Annotated in this window: 12 protein-coding genes; 5 read left to right on the plus strand and 7 right to left on the minus strand. The window is 68.3% G+C overall.

Annotated features, from left to right (window positions below):
• Window positions 1–59: 59 nt before the first annotated feature.
• Window positions 60–2,573: a sensor domain-containing protein gene (locus FHS02_RS04845; RefSeq protein WP_137313052.1), complete on the minus strand. Its 2,514-nt coding sequence runs from the start codon at window positions 2,571–2,573 to the stop codon at window positions 60–62.
• Between the two features lie 332 nt (window positions 2,574–2,905).
• Between FHS02_RS04845 and FHS02_RS04850 the strand changes: the two genes are divergently transcribed.
• Window positions 2,906–3,493 carry a hemerythrin domain-containing protein gene (locus FHS02_RS04850; RefSeq protein ID WP_137313053.1) on the plus strand — a complete coding sequence of 196 codons (588 nt, stop codon included), beginning with the start codon at window positions 2,906–2,908 and terminating at the stop codon, window positions 3,491–3,493.
• 22 nt (window positions 3,494–3,515) lie between these two features.
• On the opposite strand, the gene FHS02_RS04855 is transcribed toward FHS02_RS04850, so the two are convergent.
• Window positions 3,516–4,904: an MFS transporter gene (locus tag FHS02_RS04855; protein WP_137313054.1), complete on the minus strand. Its 1,389-nt coding sequence runs from the start codon at window positions 4,902–4,904 to the stop codon at window positions 3,516–3,518.
• A 90-nt stretch (window positions 4,905–4,994) separates the two neighbouring features.
• The gene (locus tag FHS02_RS04860) at window positions 4,995–5,846 is read right to left on the minus strand and encodes a class I SAM-dependent methyltransferase (RefSeq protein ID WP_137313055.1); all 852 of its coding nucleotides are present in this window, start codon (window positions 5,844–5,846) and stop codon (window positions 4,995–4,997) included.
• A gap of 156 nt (window positions 5,847–6,002) precedes the next feature.
• Here FHS02_RS04860 and FHS02_RS04865 point away from each other — a divergent pair, with 156 nt between their 5' ends.
• Window positions 6,003–7,007, plus strand: coding sequence for an AraC family transcriptional regulator (locus FHS02_RS04865; RefSeq protein WP_137313056.1), 1,005 nt, complete (start codon window positions 6,003–6,005; stop codon window positions 7,005–7,007).
• A gap of 161 nt (window positions 7,008–7,168) precedes the next feature.
• Window positions 7,169–8,539: an amino acid permease gene (locus FHS02_RS04870; RefSeq protein WP_137313057.1), complete on the plus strand. Its 1,371-nt coding sequence runs from the start codon at window positions 7,169–7,171 to the stop codon at window positions 8,537–8,539.
• Between the two features lie 19 nt (window positions 8,540–8,558).
• Here FHS02_RS04870 and FHS02_RS04875 read toward each other — a convergent pair whose 3' ends face one another.
• From FHS02_RS04875 to FHS02_RS04885, 3 genes are all read right to left on the minus strand, one after another.
• The gene (locus tag FHS02_RS04875; protein ID WP_137313058.1) at window positions 8,559–9,506 is read right to left on the minus strand and encodes a diguanylate cyclase domain-containing protein; all 948 of its coding nucleotides are present in this window, start codon (window positions 9,504–9,506) and stop codon (window positions 8,559–8,561) included.
• Window positions 9,503–13,705 carry a PAS domain S-box protein gene (locus tag FHS02_RS04880; RefSeq protein WP_137313059.1) on the minus strand — a complete coding sequence of 1,401 codons (4,203 nt, stop codon included), beginning with the start codon at window positions 13,703–13,705 and terminating at the stop codon, window positions 9,503–9,505. Before FHS02_RS04880 ends, FHS02_RS04875 begins: the two co-directional genes overlap by 4 nt.
• 194 nt (window positions 13,706–13,899) lie before the next feature.
• Window positions 13,900–14,214, minus strand: coding sequence for a hypothetical protein (locus FHS02_RS04885; protein WP_137317307.1), 315 nt, complete (start codon window positions 14,212–14,214; stop codon window positions 13,900–13,902).
• A 535-nt stretch (window positions 14,215–14,749) separates the two neighbouring features.
• Here FHS02_RS04885 and FHS02_RS04890 point away from each other — a divergent pair.
• The gene (locus FHS02_RS04890) at window positions 14,750–15,004 is read left to right on the plus strand and encodes a hypothetical protein (protein ID WP_137313060.1); all 255 of its coding nucleotides are present in this window, start codon (window positions 14,750–14,752) and stop codon (window positions 15,002–15,004) included.
• A 310-nt stretch (window positions 15,005–15,314) separates the two neighbouring features.
• Window positions 15,315–17,282 (plus strand): PAS domain S-box protein, encoded by a 1,968-nt coding sequence (locus tag FHS02_RS04895; RefSeq protein ID WP_137313061.1) that lies wholly within the window; start codon window positions 15,315–15,317, stop codon window positions 17,280–17,282.
• Window positions 17,283–17,337: 55 nt separating this feature from the next.
• On the opposite strand, the gene FHS02_RS04900 is transcribed toward FHS02_RS04895, so the two are convergent.
• Window positions 17,338–18,177, minus strand: coding sequence for a Crp/Fnr family transcriptional regulator (locus tag FHS02_RS04900; RefSeq protein WP_371861456.1), 840 nt, complete (start codon window positions 18,175–18,177; stop codon window positions 17,338–17,340).
• Between the last annotated feature and the right edge of the window lie 111 nt (window positions 18,178–18,288).

Genomic DNA, 18,288 nt, shown 5'->3' on the forward strand with positions numbered 1-18,288 from the left:
CGCGATGACGGAACCGGTCGCGGAAAGGTTATCGGTCGCCTCCGCCCTGCGTGCGCCGTTCACCCGTCGGCGTGCAGCAATTCCCCCGCCTCGTCCCCCGGCACCGGCCGGCTGCACAGGAAGCCCTGGATCTCGTCGCAGCCCTGCTGGGTCAGGTATCCCAGCTGGTCGTGCGTTTCCACGCCCTCGGCGATGATGCGGCAGCCCAGGCTGTGGCCCAGCGCGATCATCGAACGGACGATCGCCGCCCCGGGTGCATCGTGCAGCATGTCGCGCACGAAGCTGCGGTCGATCTTCAGGTAGTCGAGCGGGAAGCGGCGCAGATAGGACAGGCTCGAATAGCCGGTACCGAAATCGTCGATGGACAGGCGCACGCCGCTCTCCTTCAGGTGGCGCATGGCGCCGATGACGGCCTCGATATTCTGCATCATCAGCGATTCCGTCAGCTCCAGCTCCAGGTATTCCGGCGCCAGCCCGCTGCTTTCCAGCGCATCGCGCACTTCCTGCACGAAGCCGGCCTGCCGGAACTGCCGGGCCGACACGTTGACGGCGACGGGCACCCGCGGCAGGCCGGCATCCTGCCAGGCCTTGGCCTGGCGGCACGCTTCGTACAGCACCCATTCGCCGATCTCCACGATGCGCCCGGTCTCCTCGGCCACGCCGATGAAACGGTCCGGCTGCACCAGGCCCAGCTCCGGCTGGCGCCAGCGCAGCAGCGCTTCCAGGCCGGCCACGCGTCCGGTGCCGCAATCGATGCGCGTCTGGAAGTACAGCACGAACTCGTGGCGCGTCAGCGCATTGCGCAGGTGCCCCTCGATCAGCGTGCGCTCGGTGACGCGCGCATTCATCTCGCTGGTGTAGAACTGCAGCTGGTTGCGGCCGCCATCCTTGGCACGGTACAGCGCAATGTCGGCGTGCTTGAACAGCGAAGGAGCGGTATCCCCATCGCGCGGATAGACCGAGACGCCCATGCTGCAGGTCAGCGCCAGGTCGTGCGCGTCCAGCCGCATCGGTGCGCTGACCGCGTCGAGCACCGCCTGCACCATGCGCGGCGACAGGGTGCCGTCGCTCTGTCCCGGCTGGTCTGGCAGCAACAGGATGAATTCGTCGCCGCCCAGCCGCGCCACGGTATCGGAATCGCGCAGCGCACTGCGCAGCCGCGCCGCCACCGTCTGCAGCAGGCTGTCGCCCACGGCGTGGCCGAGCGTGTCGTTGATCAGCTTGAAGTTGTCCAGGTCCAGCACCACGACCCACAGCTGGTGCTCGTAACGCGCCGCGTAGGCGATCGCCTGTTCGAGGCGGTCGTGGAACAGGTTGCGGTTTGGCAGGCCGGTCAGGGCATCGTGCGTGGACTGGTGTTCCAGTTCGGTCTGGTAGCGCTTTGCCGCGGTAATGTCGTTGATTACGCCGACCCAGTGCGTGGTCGCGCCGTGGATGTCGAGCACCGGCGCCACATGCAGCTGGTTCCAGAACAGCGTGCCGTCCTTGCGGTAATTGCGCAGTTCCACCGTGACTTCGCGACCGGCCCGCAGCGCCTCCCGAAGGGCCGGCATGCCTTCCTGGTCGCGGTCGTCGCCCTGCAGGAAGCGGCAATCCTTGCCGATCACCTCGGCCAGTTGGTAGCCGGAAATGCGCGCGAACGCCGGGTTGGCATAATCGATCACGTCGTCGTTGCCGGCCCGGCGGGTGATCAGGATCGCGTTGACGCTGGCATCGATGGCCCGGCTTTGCAGGCGCAGCTTCGCGCCGGCCTCCCGGCTGGCCGTGACATCCTCGATCGTGCCGAGCAGGCCGACGATCTCGCCGTGCCGGCCGTGCAGCGGCAGCTTGTTGACGAGGTGCCAGTGCTGGCGGCCATCGGCCGCCGTCAGCGTCTGTTCGCGCCCGCGCACCGGACGGCCCGTGCCGATCACGGCGAGGTCTTCCACTTCCTGTTCCGCCTGCGGCACAGGGCCGTGCCGCCACGGCAGGTCGTGGTCGCGCTTGCCGACGACGCTGGCCGGGTCGTCCAGGCCGATGGCGCGCGCGAACAGCCGGTTGCAGCCGGCATAGCGCAGGTCGAGGTCTTTCCAGAATACCTGCAGCGGCATCGTGTCGATCAGGCGCCGGTACAGCTGTTCGGACTTGTACAACGCCCGCTCGGTGGCCATCTGCTGCGTCACGTCGAGCGCGAACACGAGCCGGGCCCGCCGCCCTTCGTAGATCAGCGCATGGGACGAGATCCGCACCAGGATCGGCCGGCCGTCGCGCTTCAGGTGTGTCCAGACGCCGGCCGATTGCGGCAGCGCATGGGGGGCACTGGCAATCTCGGCGCTCAGCCGCGCCTGTTCGGACGGCGGCCGGATATCGCGGATCGTCATGTGCAGGAATTCCGCTTCGCCATAGCCGTAATGGCGGCAGGCGGCGGCATTGACGCGCAGGAAGCGCAGCGTCACCAGGTCATAGATCCACATCGGCTGCGGATGGTCCTGGAACAGGTCGTCGAAGCGCGTCAGCGGGCGCCTGCTGCGCCATCCCCGCCCCTGCATGGGGAGCGTGCTGCGCGTCGCGGCACGGTGCTGGAATCTCATCATCGGCTCCTGGTGTCCTGGATGGCGGATTCGTTCGATAATCCGAGAATCGCCTCAATACTGCGTTGCACATGCATGCCGGGCTCCCGGCCATGCCCTGCATTACGCCCTGTCTTGAACGACAGTCGTGCACCGGCTGTCTTGAACTGATTCCTTCAAACTATCAAACAACGACCTGCCAATGCACGACACCGGCGCTTGTTCTTGTTTGAACTATAACCTGCCGCGTCTGCTTTGTGCGCAGTGCGCCGACATTCGGCTGAGCGCTAATCCTACGCAAGTGACAGGCATCCTCGCCTAAGATGAATTGTTGACGGAACTTCAAGGAGAAGAAGATGTTTTCACTGAACAAGCTCAGCCCGACGATTACCGACATGATCCGCTTCGATCACTCGCACACGCTGGTGACCTTCCACCAGTACACGACGACGCAGAAGCCGAGAGTGAAGAAGGCCCTGGCGGAAACGATCTGCACGGCCCTGGAAATCCACGCCACGCTGGAAGAGGAGATCTTCTACCCGGTCATGCGCCAGCTGGAGGGAGCCGATCCGACGATGCTGAAGGCGGAGCCGGAACACAACGAGATGCGCCGCCTGATCGCGCAACTGCGCGCCACCCGTCCCACGGACGCCAGGCATGACGAGCTGGTGCACGAACTGATGCGCGACGTGATGCACCACGTGGCCGACGAGGAAACCGTGCTGCTGCCGGACGCGGAACGCCACTTGAGCCGCGATCGCCTGAGCGAGCTGGGCGCGGAAATGACCCGCCGCCGCATGCAGCTCGTGGCACCGCAGGCCGGCAAGCTGGCCAAGGAGCAGGCGATCGGCTTCTCGGGCAGCACCGCCGCCGTGGTGCTCGGCGTAGCCGGCGCGGCCTTTGCGGCACTCAAGCTGTTGCCCCGCAAGCCGGCCCAGGCCTGATTGCCCCAGCACGCCTGAACGCTCAAGTCCGTCCCACCACCTGCGCCCCGGCATCGGCCGGCAGGCGCAGGCTGTCCGTTACGCCCGCCAGGGCGACGGCGCCCATCGCCACCAGCGCGAGCCGGAACACCGCAACGTCGGCTGGCGCCCAGCCGGCCAGTACGCCAAGTTCCAGCAGCAAAGCCGCCCCGGCGATCCCCAGCCCTGTCGTGACCTGCGCCACCACGGAAAACAAAGTCGACGCGCCGCTCATCTGCGGTGTCGGCACGTTGGCGAATGCCAGCGTGTTCAGCGCGGTGAACTGCATCGAACGGAACATCCCGCAGAAAAACAGTACGCCGCCGATGGCAACGAGCGGGGTGTCCGGCCGCAGCAGCGCGCAGGCCGGGAAACTCGCGGCCAGCAGCGTGCCATTCCATACCAGCACGTTGCGCAGGCCGAAGCGGCGCATGGCCCAGCCGGTTGCCGGCTTGACGGCAAGGTTGCCGGCAAACAGCGCCAGCAGCAGCATGCCGGCGACCGGGCCGGACAGGCCGAACGATACCTGGAACATCAGCGGCAACAGGAACGGCGCGCTGCCGATCGCGATGCGCGACAGCGAGCCGCCCCGCAGCGAGACCGCGAAGGTGCCGATGCGCAGCGGACGCAGGTCCATCAACGGCGCGGCAGCGCGGCGGAAGTGCCGCGCGCACCACCACAGCAGCGCGCCGCCGCCCAGCAGCGCCAGCGCGGCAGCCGTCCAGCGTCCCTGGGCCGGCAGTTCCACACCCACCATCAGCAGCGTGCAGGCCAGCGCACTGCCGGCAAAGCCCGGCAGGTCGAACGGACGCGGGGCCGCGCCGGCAGCGGGAATCACCATCAGCGCCGCCACGAACAGCAGCACGCCCAGCGGCACGTTCAGCAGGAAGATCCACTGCCAGCCCCAGTGCGCCGTGATGAAGCCGCCCAGCGCCGGGCCGATGATGGGCGCGGCCAGCCCAGGCCACGTGATGGTGGCGATGGCCCTTACCAGCCCTTCCTTCGGCGTGGCGCGCAACACGACCAGCCTGCCGACCGGCACCATCAGTGCGCCACCGATGCCCTGCAGGATGCGCGCCGCGGTGAAGGCCGGCAGCGACCCGGACAGCGCGCACAGCACGGAAGCGGCGGTGAACACGGCAATCGCCGCGCCGAACACGCGGCGCGGACCGTAGCGGTCGGCCAGCCAGCCGCTGGCCGGGATGAAGGCGGCCAGCGCCACGAGGTAGGCCGACAGCCCGACCGACATGTGCGCCGGTTGCGCGCCGAAGCTGTGCGCCATCTGCGGCAGCGACGTGGTGATCGCTGTCGCATCCAGGTTTTCAAGGAAGAAGGCGGCGGCAACGAGCCAGGGAACGGCGCGGGCGCGCCGCTCGGCGGGACGGTCGGTCATGCAGCGGATTGTTGTATGAAAACAGCACTATAGCCGATGCCGTCCATCCGCCGTCCGGGCGCTCATTGCCTGGCGCTCACCGCCTGACGCTCATTCCTTCAGGATCACCGCCTCCAGGTAGGCGGCCGGGGCCACCAGCGATGCGCCGCCGGAAAGGTCGGCTTCACGCGCCAGCGCCTCGAGGTCGCGTCTCAGTGCCGCCTGCCCGTCGCCATCGAGGGCGGCAAAGGCCTTCAGCACCGGGCCATAGTAATCGCGGAACACCTGCATCATGTGGGCCGGGGAGCGGTAGCGGAAGTTGAACTCGCGCCGCGTGCAGCGGATGTCCGCATCGCCGAAAAGCTCGCGCAAGTGGCCCTCGGTGCCCCACAGCGGCGGCCCGGCCACGCCGGCCGGCGGCGGAACATAGCTGCCCACCACCTTGAACATCTTGCCGATGAAGCCGTCGGGGGTCCAGCTGGCCACGCCGATGCGCCCGCCCGGGCGCGTCACGCGCAGCATCTCGGCCGCGGTGCGGCGATGGTCGGGCGCGAACATCGCGCCGAACGTGGACAGCACGCAGTCGAACTGGCCGTCGCCGAACGGCAGCGCTTCCACATCGGCCACCTGGAACGCCACGTCGAGGCCTTCGGCCAGTGCGCGGGCGCGGCCTTTCTCGAGCAGGTCCGGCACGTAGTCGGTGGACGTGACGCGGGCAAAACGGCGCGCCGCCGCCAGCGTGGCGTTGCCGTTGCCGGCGGCCACGTCGAGCACGCGCTCGTCGGCGCGCACGTCGGCCGCCTCGGCCAGCAGCTCGCCGACGATCTGCAGCGTGGTACCGACGATTGCGAAGTCGCCGCTGGCCCAGGTGGCCTGCTGGCGCGCCTTGATGGCGGCGAAGTCGGGTGCCGGCGGTGGCGTGGCGGCATGGGCGGCGGCGGATAGGTCAGCCAGGTCGGTCATTCTGTTCTCCTTCAGCTTGTCATGGATGGATGCCGCGCGGCGGATGCCCTCGAGGCCTTGCCATTATTGCCAGCCTGCGCTGCTTGACGCTTGTCCGGCCGTCGTTCATGCTTGACCAAACGTCCGCAATATGGCGATCCGGGCGGGGAGGCAGGCATGGCGGTCGACACGCTGTCCGATGTGCTGCGCACCGTGCGCCTGCGCGGCGCCGTGTTCTACGCGGTGACCGTGGGGCCGGAATGGGCCGTCGAGGCGCCCGCCTCGGCCGAGCTTGCCGCAATGGTCGTGCCCGGCGCCGGCCGCGTGATCGAATACCACGTGCTGATCGAAGGGACCGCCTGGGCGTCGCTGGCCGGCCAGCCGCCGGTGCGGCTGGCACCCGGCGACATCGTCATGTTCCCGCAGGGCGATGCGCACGTGATGGCCAGCGCGCCGGGCGTGCCGCCACTGCCGTTCTCGATGGACTGGATGCGCGCCACCCACGATCTGCCGAAACCCCTGCCGCTGGCGATCGACGGCGCCGCCCTGGCCTGGGGCGACGCGGCACGCCGGCCCGACGGCCACAGCGACATCGTCTGCGGCTTCCTCGGCTGCGACCACGGCCCGTTCAACCCGCTGCTGGAAGCGTTGCCGCGGCTGCTGCACGTGCCGGCGGACGGCGACGGCGCGTGGCTGCGCCACGCCATGCTGCAGGCCGCCTGCGGCGTGAGCGGGCCCGGCGCCGGTCCCGGCGGTGGCGCGCTGGCCGAACGCATCAGCGAAACCATGTTCATCGACGCCGTGCGCCGCCACGCCGGCAGCCTGCCCGAACACGCCACCGGCTGGCTGGCCGCCCTGCGCGACCGCCAGGTGGGCCGTGCGCTGGCGCTGATCCATGCCGATCCGGGCCATCCGTGGAACGTGGCCCGGCTGGCCACGGCCGCCGCGCTGTCGCGCTCGGCATTCTGCGAGCGCTTCGTGCGCCTGCTGGGCGTGTCGCCCGCGCGCTACCTGGCGCGCTGGCGCATGGAAGTGGCGGCCACGCTGCTGCGCCAGGGCCAGGTACCAGTGGCCACCATCGCCTTCGAGGTGGGCTACGAATCGGAAGCGGCGTTTACGCGCGCGTTCGCACGGCTGGTCGGCATGCCGCCGTCGCGCTGGCGCGCAGTATCGGTTCACTGAGCGGTTCACTGAGCGATTCACTAGGCGGATCACTGAGCGCGGCATTTCCCGCCCCTCGCGCTTCTCACGCACCGGCGCTTTCGCCTTCCTGCTTCACCTTCCTATTCCACATGTTGCCAATGCGATAGAATCGTGCTCTTTGAACACGATCGGCGGAAACCATGGCAGCAGACATCGACAATGGCCCCGGCCTGAAGCGCGGGCTGAAAAGCCGGCACATCCAGCTGATCGCGCTGGGCGGCGCGATCGGTACCGGGCTGTTCCTCGGCATTGCGCAAACCATCCGCATGGCCGGCCCGTCGGTGCTGCTCGGCTATGCGATCGCCGGCGTCGTCGCCTTCCTGATCATGCGCCAGCTGGGCGAGATGGTGGTCGACGAACCCGTGGCCGGGTCGTTCAGCTTCTTTGCCGACAAATACTGCGGCCCGCTGGCCGGCTTCCTGTCGGGCTGGAACTACTGGGTGCTGTATGTGCTCGTCAGCATGGCCGAGCTGTCCGCCGTCGGCATCTACGTGCAGTACTGGTGGCCGGAAATCCCCACCTGGGTGTCGGCGCTGGGGTTCTTCGTCATCATCAACGCGATCAGCATTACCAACGTCAAGGCGTTCGGCGAGATGGAATTCTGGTTCGCCATCATCAAGGTGCTGGCCATCGTCGGCATGATCGGCTTCGGCCTGTGGCTGCTGGCGTCCGGCAGCGCCGGGCCGGAAGCGACGGTGGCCAACCTGTGGCAACACGGCGGCTTCTTCCCGAACGGCGTGGCCGGGCTGGTGATGGCGATGGCCGTGATCATGTTCTCGTTCGGCGGGCTGGAACTGGTCGGCATCACGGCGGCCGAGGCGGACGATCCGTCGCGCACCATCCCGAAGGCCACCAACCAGGCCATCTACCGGATCCTGATCTTCTATATCGGCGCGCTCGGCGTGCTGCTGTCGCTGTATCCATGGCAAAAGGTGGTCGAAGGCGGTTCGCCGTTCGTGCTGATCTTCCAGGCGCTCGACGCGAAAGCCGTGGCGCACGCGCTGAACGCGGTCGTGCTGACGGCCGCGCTGTCGGTTTACAACAGCTGCGTGTACTGCAACAGCCGCATGCTGTACGGCCTGGCGCTGCAGGGCAATGCGCCCCGCTCGCTGCTGAAGGTGAACGCGCGCGGCGTGCCGCTGGCCGCGCTGGGCGTGTCGGCCCTGGCCACCGCCGTGTGCGTGAGCGTCAACTACTTCATGCCGGGCAAGGCGTTTGAACTGCTGATGGGCCTGGTCGTCTCGGCGCTGATCATCAACTGGGGCATGATCAGCTGGATCCACCTGCGCTTCCGCGCCGCCAAGCGCGCACTGGGCCTGGTCACGGGCTTCCCCAGCCCGCTGGCGCCGCTGGCCAACTGGCTGTGCCTGGCATTCCTGGGCGGCGTGCTGGTCGTGATGTACCTGACGCCCGGCCTGCGCGTTTCGGTGTACATGATTCCCGTGTGGCTGCTGGTCCTGTGCGCCGGCTACTGGAGCAAGCAGCGCAAGGCCGCGCAGGCCGTTGCCTGAGGCCACGCGCGCCGGCGCGTCAGCCGGTCATCATCTCCGGTAAGGTGTCGCCGGCCAGCACGCTGCGGTTCCGGCCGGCGCGCTTGGCGCTGTACAGCGCCATGTCGGCGGCATGCAGCATTGCCGCCGCACTGTCGCCCTCGGTGGGAATCCGCGCGCATAGCCCGATGCTGGCGGTCACGTGGGGCGCGGCCGACGCGGACGGATGCGATATGCCGAGCGCGGCGATCCGGCGGCACAGCCAGTCGCCGTACTGGAGCAGCGTGGCCGGGGTGACATTCGGCAACAGCACGACGAATTCCTCGCCACCATAGCGGGCCGCCAGCTCGCCGGGACGGCGCGCGCCGTCCTGCAGCGCTTCGCTCACCTCGCGCAGGCAGGCGTCACCCCGCTGGTGGCCGTAGCGATCGTTGAACAGCTTGAAGTCGTCGACATCGACCAGCACGACGCCCAGCGGCAGCTGGTGGCGCCGGTGCCGGGCGAACTCGGCGGCAAACTGGCGGTCGAAATAGCGGCGGTTGTACAGGCCGGTCAGTCCATCCTGGTTGGCCAGGTCGTCCAGTGCGGCAAGTGCCGACTGCAGCCGCAGGTGGTTGCGCACGCGCGCCTGCACCACGGCCGCGTTCAGCGGCTTCGGGATGAAATCGACGGCGCCGGCGTCGAGGCAGGCGATTTCCGCTTCCGGCGACGATTGCGCCGTCACGAAGATCACCGCGCTGCTGCGCAGGTCCGGGTCCTCGCGGATCTGCTCGTTGACCGCGAAACCGTCCATTCCCTGCATTTCCACGTCCAGCAGGATCAGTTGCGGCCGTTGCATCCGTGCCAGTTCGAGCCCCGCGGCCCCGCTGGTGGCGAACAGCACGCGGCCCTGCTCGCGCACCATGGCCGACAGCAGCCGGATCGTATCGGGATTATCGTCGATGATCAGGATCGTATTGGGCGGCTTGGGCAACGCGGCAGCGGTCATGGGCTTTCCTTCAGGGTTGCGGGCAGTACGGCCAGCACGCCGTCGAAGTCGAGCGCGGCCATCGCGGCCGCCACGGCGCCCTGCTGCCCGGCGTCGAGCCGCGCCGCCAGCGGGCCGCGCAGCGTTTCATACACGGTGGCGGCATCCAGGTCGCGCTCGCGCAGCAGCCTGACCCAGCGGCGCACGGCGTCCGGCGCGGGCGCCGGCACGTCGGGTTGCTGCTGCGCTGCAAGCCAGTTGCGTGCCGCTTCCGTCGTGCCGCCCAGTTCACTGCCGGCGCTGTCGAACAGCCGCGCCGCATCGTCCTGCCGCCCTTCGCGCAATGCTGCTTCCAGCTCCACGGTCACGGCGGCGAACCTGCGCGCGCCCAGGCTGCCGACAGAACCGCGCAGCGCGTGCAGGATGCGCGCGGCAGCCAGGGCGTCGCCACCCTGCCAGCCGTCGCGTGCGCGCTCCAGCTCGGCGGGCGCTTCACGCGTCATCCGCGCCACCAGCGCAACCAGCGACTGCAATTGCGCAGGGTTGCGGGCCGACAGCGCGGCCAGGCGGCCGACGTCGAAGCGCTGCGCCGGCGGCGCCTCCGCTTGCGCGGCGGGTCGGACCTGCCGCAGGTGTTCCTGGATACGCGCCATCATCTGCTCCACATCGATCGGTTTTGGAATGAAGTCGTTCATCCCCACTGCCAGGCACTGTTCGCGCTCGGCGGCGGTCACGCCGGCACTCATCGCCAGGATCGGCAATTGCAAGCCGAGCCGGGTGCGCAGGATCCGCGTGGCCGTGTAGCCATCCATCACCGGCATCTGCACATCCATCAGCACGATGTCGAAGTCACCCCGGCCATCGCCGCGCCGGGTCGTGAACAGGTCGACCGCCTGCTGCCCGTCGGCGGCCGTGGTCACGATCGCCCCGGCCGGTTCGAGTATCCCCTTCGCCACCAGCTGGTTGACCACATTATCCTCCACGAGCAGCACGCGCACGCCAGCCAGCTCGGCGGCCCGGTCCGGTACCGCCGGCGTTAGCGCCGGCACGTCCCGCGGCGCGGCCGCCACCACGCCCGCCAGCGCGGAACGCAGGCTTTGCGCAGTCACCGGGCGCACCAGCGGCACCGTATCCGGTACCGGGCTGCCCGGCGCGCCGCCGCCGGCCAGTTGCATGAAGGCCACCGCGCGGCCCGGCCAGCGCGCAGCCAGCGCACGGCGCAACTGGGCCACCAGCGCAGCGTCGCCGTCGACCAGCACGGCATCGACCGGCAGGTCGGCCGCGGCGACCGCCTGGGTGGCCGATTCCGCCCAGCCGGCCGTCCAGCCGAGTGTTTCGATCGCGCGGGCAAGGCTGGCGCGGCTGGCCCGCCGCGGCTCCACGACCAGCAGGCGCAGCGCTGCGGCGGCCGGTTCCGCGCCGGCCCGCGGGTTGGGCTGCAGGTCAGCCTGCACATCCAGCCGGGCAGGCGGCGGCGCGCAGGTCAGCGGCAGCGTGACCGAGAATTCGCTGCCCTCGCCCGGCACGCTGGACAGCTCGATGCGTCCGCCCATCAGTTCGGTCAGCTGGCGCGCGATCGTCAAACCCAGGCCGGTGCCGCCGAAACGGCGCGAGATGCCGGCGTCGGCCTGTTCGAACGGCGTGAACAGGCGGGTCTGCTGTTCCGGGTCGATGCCGATGCCGGTATCGCGCACCGCGAAGCGCACCGTGGCCGTATTGCCGTGCTGGCCCAGCCGCGCAACGGTAAACACCACCTGCCCCTGCGCGGTGAACTTGAGCGCGTTGCCGACCAGGTTCAGCAGCACCTGCTGCAGCCGCACCGCGTCGCCGATGAAGGCCGCGGGCAGGTCCGGCTCGACGTCGACCACCAGTTCCAGCGGCTTGGCGCTGGCCCGCATCGCCGTTGCCGCCGCCTCGACGATCTCGCCCATCTCGAACGGCAGCGCGGCGATGTCGACACGGCCCGCCTCGATCTTGGAAAAGTCCAGCACGTCGTCGATGACGCCCACCAGCGTCTTGCCGCACGACTGGATCATGTTCACGTATTCGCGCTGCTGCGGCGCCAGGGCGGAATTGTCGAGCAGGTGCGCCAGGCCCAGCACGGCGTTCAGGGGCGTGCGGATCTCATGGCTGACATTGGCCACGAATTCGCTCTTGGCCCGGCTGGCGGCCTGCGCCAGCCGCTCGTTGCGGGCCTGGGCCAGCTCGGCCATCTTGCGGTCGGTGATATCCATCGCCATCACGTGGAAACCCTGCACCGCGCCATCGGTGCCGATGCTGGGAATGTAGTCGGCCATGAAGTAGCCGGGCCAGCCGGGCATCGCGAACTCGGTTTCGAAATGCACCGCCTGCCCGGACAGCACGGTGTCGATGTAGCCGCGCAGCGTGCCATAGATCTGCGGCCCGACAAGGTCGCCCAGCCGCTTGCCGATCATGTGCACCGGATCGACGCCCAGCAGCGTTTCGAAGCGGCGATTGGCAAACCGATAGACCTCGTCCCGGTCCAGGTAGGCGATCAGGGCGGGACTGTTGTCGGCAACCGTGCGCAGGAACCGCTCGCTGTCGGCCAGCTCGCGTTCGATGCGGCGGCGCTCGGAGATATCGTCCAGGAACGCGCCGAACGAGCGGCTGCCATTGACGTCGATCAGCCCGATCGTCATGGCAACCGGGAATTCGCCGCCGTCGCGGCGCAGCGCCGTGACCTCGATTCGCTTGCCCACCACGCGGCTGTCGCCACCCGCCAGGAAGCGCGCAAGCCCCGCGGCGTGGGCGGCCCGCGATGCCCGCGGCACCGCCACGTCGTGCAGCAGCAGGCCCAGCACTTCTTCGCGCGCCCAGCCGAACAGCTGTTCGGCGCGCGGATTCCAGTCGGTGATGCGGCCCGCGCTGTCCATGCCGATGAACGCGTCGTGCGCCGTTTCCAGGATGGCGCGGATGCGCGCCTCGTTGTGGCGCACGGTTTCCAGCGATTGCGCGACATCCCGCGTGCGCTGCGCCACGCGTTCCTCCAGCTCGGCATTCACCTGGGTCAGCTGGCGTTCCTTGTCCTTCAGCCGCGACAGGCTGGTGTTGACGGCACCGGTCAGCGCCGCCAGTTCCGTGAAACTGCCGTGCGGCACCGAGATCGCGTGGCTGCTGCCTTCCTCGATCGCCGCCGCCAGCGCGGCCGCCTTTTGCAGGGGCCGCGTGATGCGGCGCGAAACGCGCCAGCCGATCAGCGAGAAAGCCAGCGCCACGGCAAGCCCGACCATCGCCACGCGCACCTGCAGCGCGCGCACTTCGGCATAGGCGGCCCGCGTCTCCTGGCGCGTCAGCACGGTCCAGCCCAGCCCGGGGTAGCCGCCAAGGCCATGCGTTGCGGCCCCGCCAACGAGGTAATCGCGGCCGTCGGCCCAGCGCTCTTCGGCATGGTCGTAGCGGCCGCGGCGCGCCGCCTCCAGCACCGCGGTATCCACCACGGTGCCCGTCACGGCGCCCGGGCCGGCCAGCACCTTGCCGTCGCGGCCCACGATCAAGGTCTCGCCATCGCTGCCGCCGGCCGCGTCGATCTGCAGCCGCATCGCCTCGGCCCAGCGCCAGTTCAGGTGCGCGGCCAACACGCCGTGCACGCGCCCGTCGTCGCCGCGCACGGGAAAGGCCACGTCGACGAAACGGGGCGGACCGCCCTCCTCGCGCGGCAGCAGCTTCGCCAGCAGCTTCGCGTCGTGCACGTCATGCACGTGCCGGCCCGCCAGCGCGCCGGAAAACCACGGCCGCTTCGCCACGTCAACGCCTTGCAGCAGTCCCCCGGTGGCAGCCAGCACCTTGCCGTCCAGGCCGGCCATGCCGATCCATGCATAGAGCGGATAGCTGCTCTGCAGGCCCTCGGCCGCGCGGCGCCTGTCGGCGGCGGCCATGTCGGGCCTGGTGAACTCGGGACGCGACGCCAGGAACTGCACTTCGCGATAGCGTTCGAACATCGTGCCGTCGAGCTGCTGCGCGGCATAGCGCGCCCGCTCGGTCAGGGCCACGGCGATCGACTGTTTCAGCGCGCCCGTCGCCAGGTGGCCGATCAGCAGTACCAGCACGGTGGTCGAGAGCAGCACGGACACGGCCAGCCACAGGGCCAGCCAGCTGCCCAGGCGGCGACGCGTCAGCAGCCGCGCGAGAATCGGCGGACGGATCGGGGAAGGCGGGGATGGCTGCGTGGAAGGCCGCACGCTGCCCATGTGACGGGACATCGGAAATTCCTGATCGGGATACTTCGCAAAGACTCAGGAACCGGGGGCGCGGGTTCGCGGAAAGATCGGCCAGGCCGTCCGATACGGACGGGAGGCGCCGCCGCCAGTGTAACCCAGGAGGGTAACCCGGCGGCGCGGCAGCGCGCCAGAAAGTGCCGAAAGCATGCGGATGTTGCCATGCCGCATCACTCTTGTCAGGCGGCGCGCAGGCTCATGTCCGGCACGTCGTTCTGCGAAAACGCCACGCGGAACTTGCTGCGGCGATCGCCCATCAGGATGCGCAGGTCGCCGATCGCGATGTCGGAAACTTCATGCATGCGTATCAGCAGCGAGGCGCCGATCGCCAGGCGGTAGTGGCGGATCTTGCTGATCACGGGCGGCGCAACGTCCAGCGTGCGGGCCAGCGCCGCGTCGTTCTTCAGGTCGAGCCGGTCGATCAGGTGATCGAGCAGGCGGTTCGGATCATAGGTGCGCAGCACGTCTTCTTCCGTGTGTGCGCTCGCGCCCATGTTGTTGTTCAAGTTCGTGCTTGCGCTTGCAGCGCTGCCAAAAGTCGTCATAACGTTCTCCAGAATTTGCAGTTCACAGCCCGTTGGGGCCTGTCGGCCGGTACGAACGCGATGGCCCCTGAGCGGGTGCGTCGGAATCGTTACCGGTGGTCGTGAGATGCGCCAGGAGTGGCGTCCCCGCGGATGCGCGGAAGGGAACTCGATCCGCACGGCAGGAAATTAGGGGCGGCGGACGGTTGATATATTGCACCAAAAATTCTTTAAAGGCAATCACGAAACAACTTGTAGCTTTTCCGCAATGTTCCCGGCCCGGTGCCGCTCCCGGCAACGGGGAATCAGCGCCGATACCGCTGAAGCGCCGCGTGCTCGGGACAGACCTGCCCGAAGGGGCTGCCCGATCGCCGGGTTCGAGCGGCGCTATCGGGCATGGGGCAACGGATCGGCTAACGCGACAGCTACAAAAACTACATGCGCCAGCTTGACTTGCGGTTTGCAACAGCGGATGCTATCTAACTGATAGCAGCGGAGGACACGCATGACTCTGGACAGACGGGAAAGCAGCCGAAGCGGGACGTCCGACGAACGGCGCAGCAATCCGGCGCTGGCGGCCGTGGTCGACCAGGCAATCCGGTACGACGCGGAACGGGGCGCCGCGCTGGCCTGGGCCTACCTGGCGCAACACGGCGTGCCGCCGGAAACGATCCTGCGCGTCCTGGCGGGACCAGCCGCCGGGCAACGGCCACGCCGCGGCGCTGCTGCCACCCGGGACGGGACCGCATTCCAGAACTGACAGAACGGACGGTCGGCGGCGCCCTGCCCGCTTGCGCACCGCCACCTTGGCGGGCGCCTCCGCGTTATTTGCCGGCAGCATTTGTCGTACCTTATCTGCCCGCCTCGTTTCCCCGCCTGCTTTCCCCACCTGTTTTCCCCACCTGTTTTCCCCGCCTGTTTTCCCCGCCTGTTTTCCCCGCCTTGCTTGACCCTCCTTGTTTGCCCCTTGATTCCACCGCCGTGTTGCCACCTCCTTTGCCCCGTTGTTCGCTCCCCGCCGGCACGACGTGCGCGCCACTCGGTTCGTCATACAGCCGCTACAATGCAGCATGAGCGCGTCGATCCCGTCATCCACTTCCCCAGCCACCGCCGCCGTCACGGACGAAGCCGGCAGGATCGCCTTGCTGTATGCGCTGCAACTGCTCGATACGGCACCGGAACCCGTGTTCGACCGCGTCACGCGGCTGGCCAGCCGCCTGCTGGGCGTGCCCGTCACGCTGTTCTCGCTGGTCGACCGCGATCGCCAGTGGTTCAAGTCGCGGGTTGGCATCGACGTGCCGGAAACGCCCCGCGCCATCTCTTTCTGCAGTCATGCGATCGAGCAGCGCGAGCCGCTGGTGGTTAACGACGCCACCCGGGATTCGCGCTTTGCCGACAACCCGCTGGTGCGCGGCGACATGCAGGTACGCTTCTACGCGGGCGTGCCGATCCGTTCGCTGGATGGCCATGCGATCGGCACGCTGTGTGCGCTGGACACCCGGCCCCGCGAGCTGGCGGCCGACGAACTCGCGGCATTCCAGGACCTGGCCGTCATCGTGGCCGACGAAGTGCATCGGCGCGAACTGCTGGCCCGCGCACGCGACCACCTGCAGGTGGCCGATGCCGCGATCCGCAGCACGGAAGCGCGGCTGCGCTCGATCTTCGAGCTGGCCAGCTTCGGCATCGCCCTGATCGATGCCGGCAGCGGCGAATGGCTGACGGTCAATTCCGCGGCCTGCGCGATCCTCGGCTACACCGAAGAACAGTTCCGCCGCCTCACGTTCCGCCAGATCACGCACCCGGACGACGTGGCCGACGACGTGGCACTGGTGCGTGACCTGTTAGCCGGCAACATCACGCAGTTCGAGCGGCAGAAGCGCTATCTCCGGCATGACGGCAGCGCGGCATGGGTGCACACCAATGTCAGCCTGAAGCGCGACGACGCCGGCAAACCGGAATATTTCATCGTCGCCGTGATCGATATCGGGGCGCGCAAGCAGGCCGAGCACGAACTGGCCGCCCTGCATGCCCAGCTGGAAGCGCGGGTCGACGACCGTACCCGCGCCCTGGTCGACGCCAACCGCCACCTGACCGAAGCGATCGGCCGCCAGCAGCAGGCCGAAGCCGCGCTGCGCACCCGCGAAGCGGAACTGTCGAGCATCCTCGAGTATGCCAACGACGCCTACATCGGCCTCGATGAACAAGGCCGCGTCAGCGCGTGGAACCGTCAGGCCGAACACACGTTCGGCTGGACCGCCGCGGAAGCGGACGGCAAGCCTTTGGAGGAACTGATCATTCCCGCCGACTTTCGCGACCGGCACGCCCAGGGGCTGGCACGCTACCTGGCCACCGGCGTCGCGCGGGTCCTCGGCAAGCGGCTCGAATTGCCGGCCCGGCGCAAGGATGGCAGCCAGCTGACGGTGGAGATCCGCATCCACGCCAACGACATCGACGGACGGCGGACGTTTTCCGCATTCCTGCACGATATCTCGGCCCGCAAGGCGGCCGAGGCCCGGCGCGAGCACGACATCCGCCACGATCCGCTGACCGGCTTGCTGAACCGGCGCGCGCTGGAAGAGTTGCTGCCGCAGGCACAGTCGCGTTCGCAGCGGCACGGCATCGGCTTCGCCTTGCTGTTCATCGACCTGGACGGCTTCAAGGCCGTCAACGACCGGCTGGGACACGACGCCGGCGACGCCTTGCTGTGCGAAGTGGGCCGCCGGCTGCGCGCATCCGTACGGCAGAATGACAGCGTGGTGCGGCTGGCGGGCGACGAATTCATCGTCGTGCTGGAAGGGCAGCCCTACACGATGGCGCAGGCGCGCACTGTCGCGGCAAAGCTGATTGCCGCGCTTGCCCAGCCGGTAGCGGTGACCGGCACCGTGAAGGAAACCGTGCAGGTGGGCGCCAGCATCGGCATCGCGCTCCATGGCGCAGGCACTGCGCAGGCGCCCGGCGAACTGCTGCGTGAAGCGGACCGCCAGATGTACCTGGCGAAAGAGGCCGGCCGGGGCAGCATCCGCCCCGATGAAGTCTGAATCGACCGGATAGTACGACCGGATACTTCGACCCGACAGGTCGAAGGACGGCTCGTCAGTGGCTGCCGTGCATCGCCTGGGCCGCGGTGGCGCGGGCCGCGAAGTAGCAGGCGCCGGCGCAACGTTCCAGTCCCGCACGGTCCAGCACCACCACCATGCCGCGGCGGCACTGGATCAGGCCGTCGCCAGACAGCTTGCCGGCTGCGGCGGTAATGGATTCGCGGCGCACGCCCAGCAGGTTGGCGATGAGCTCCTGGGTCACCTTCAGCTCATTGGATGGCGAACGGTCCAGGCGCTCGAGCAGCCAGCGGCACAGTTTCTGTTCGATGCTGCTGTGGCGGCTGCTGACGACGTTCTGGGCCAGTTGCGCGAACAGGCAGCTGGTGTAGCGCATCAGTTGCTGCGCTAGCATGCCGCCCTCTGCGAAGTGGGCACGCAGCGCGTCGGTGCGCAGCCGGTAGCCATAACCGGCGGCCTGTACCACCGCCGTGTTGCTGGCACGTTCTCCCTTGTACATCGCCACGCCGGCCACGCCTTCGCGGCCGACCACGGCGATCTCCGTCGTGACGCCCTCCTCGTTGACATATTGCATCGAGACGATGGCCGTCGTGGGGAAATAGCTGTATTCGATTTTCTCGCCAAAGTCGTACAGGTGTTTACCGACCGGCATCGCCACCAGTTCCAGGTCCGGGATCAGCCGTTCCAGCTCGTCCATCGGCAGCGCGCGCAGCAGTTCGTTCTGCTGTACACCGGTGACGCTGATGCCCTGCTGTGCGAGCTTGCCGCGTGGCGCCTTCGAAGCGGTGGCCGCAGTGGCTGCAGCGCTGCCGGTCAGGGCTGCGTTGATCATCGAGGCTGGCAGGGCGGTGGTGGTGTTATGCGTGGTCTTAAACATGGTCGTGTCCTCGGCGAAGTTTTATTTGATGTTTTTGTTTCGTTGTCATTTCCTTCACTTTATGGTTGAGCCATGCTTTTGAGAGTCGGACTACTGTAGGACACCATGTAG

Origin of the sequence: Pseudoduganella umbonata, assembly GCF_014192225.1 — a bacterium.
Taxonomy (GTDB): domain Bacteria; phylum Pseudomonadota; class Gammaproteobacteria; order Burkholderiales; family Burkholderiaceae_D; genus Rugamonas; species Rugamonas umbonata.

Coding starts and splice junctions, on each gene's coding strand:
- FHS02_RS04880 (WP_137313059.1), bottom strand. CDS start 13,705: ATGTCCCGTCACATGGGCAGCGTGCGGCCTTCCACGCAGCCATCCCCG.
- FHS02_RS04850 (WP_137313053.1), top strand. CDS start 2,906: ATGTTTTCACTGAACAAGCTCAGCCCGACGATTACCGACATGATCCGC.
- FHS02_RS04900 (WP_371861456.1), bottom strand. CDS start 18,177: ATGTTTAAGACCACGCATAACACCACCACCGCCCTGCCAGCCTCGATG.
- FHS02_RS04890 (WP_137313060.1), top strand. CDS start 14,750: ATGACTCTGGACAGACGGGAAAGCAGCCGAAGCGGGACGTCCGACGAA.
- FHS02_RS04875 (WP_137313058.1), bottom strand. CDS start 9,506: ATGACCGCTGCCGCGTTGCCCAAGCCGCCCAATACGATCCTGATCATC.
- FHS02_RS04845 (WP_137313052.1), bottom strand. CDS start 2,573: ATGATGAGATTCCAGCACCGTGCCGCGACGCGCAGCACGCTCCCCATG.
- FHS02_RS04870 (WP_137313057.1), top strand. CDS start 7,169: ATGGCAGCAGACATCGACAATGGCCCCGGCCTGAAGCGCGGGCTGAAA.
- FHS02_RS04860 (WP_137313055.1), bottom strand. CDS start 5,846: ATGACCGACCTGGCTGACCTATCCGCCGCCGCCCATGCCGCCACGCCA.
- FHS02_RS04855 (WP_137313054.1), bottom strand. CDS start 4,904: ATGACCGACCGTCCCGCCGAGCGGCGCGCCCGCGCCGTTCCCTGGCTC.
- FHS02_RS04885 (WP_137317307.1), bottom strand. CDS start 14,214: ATGGGCGCGAGCGCACACACGGAAGAAGACGTGCTGCGCACCTATGAT.
- FHS02_RS04895 (WP_137313061.1), top strand. CDS start 15,315: ATGAGCGCGTCGATCCCGTCATCCACTTCCCCAGCCACCGCCGCCGTC.
- FHS02_RS04865 (WP_137313056.1), top strand. CDS start 6,003: ATGGCGGTCGACACGCTGTCCGATGTGCTGCGCACCGTGCGCCTGCGC.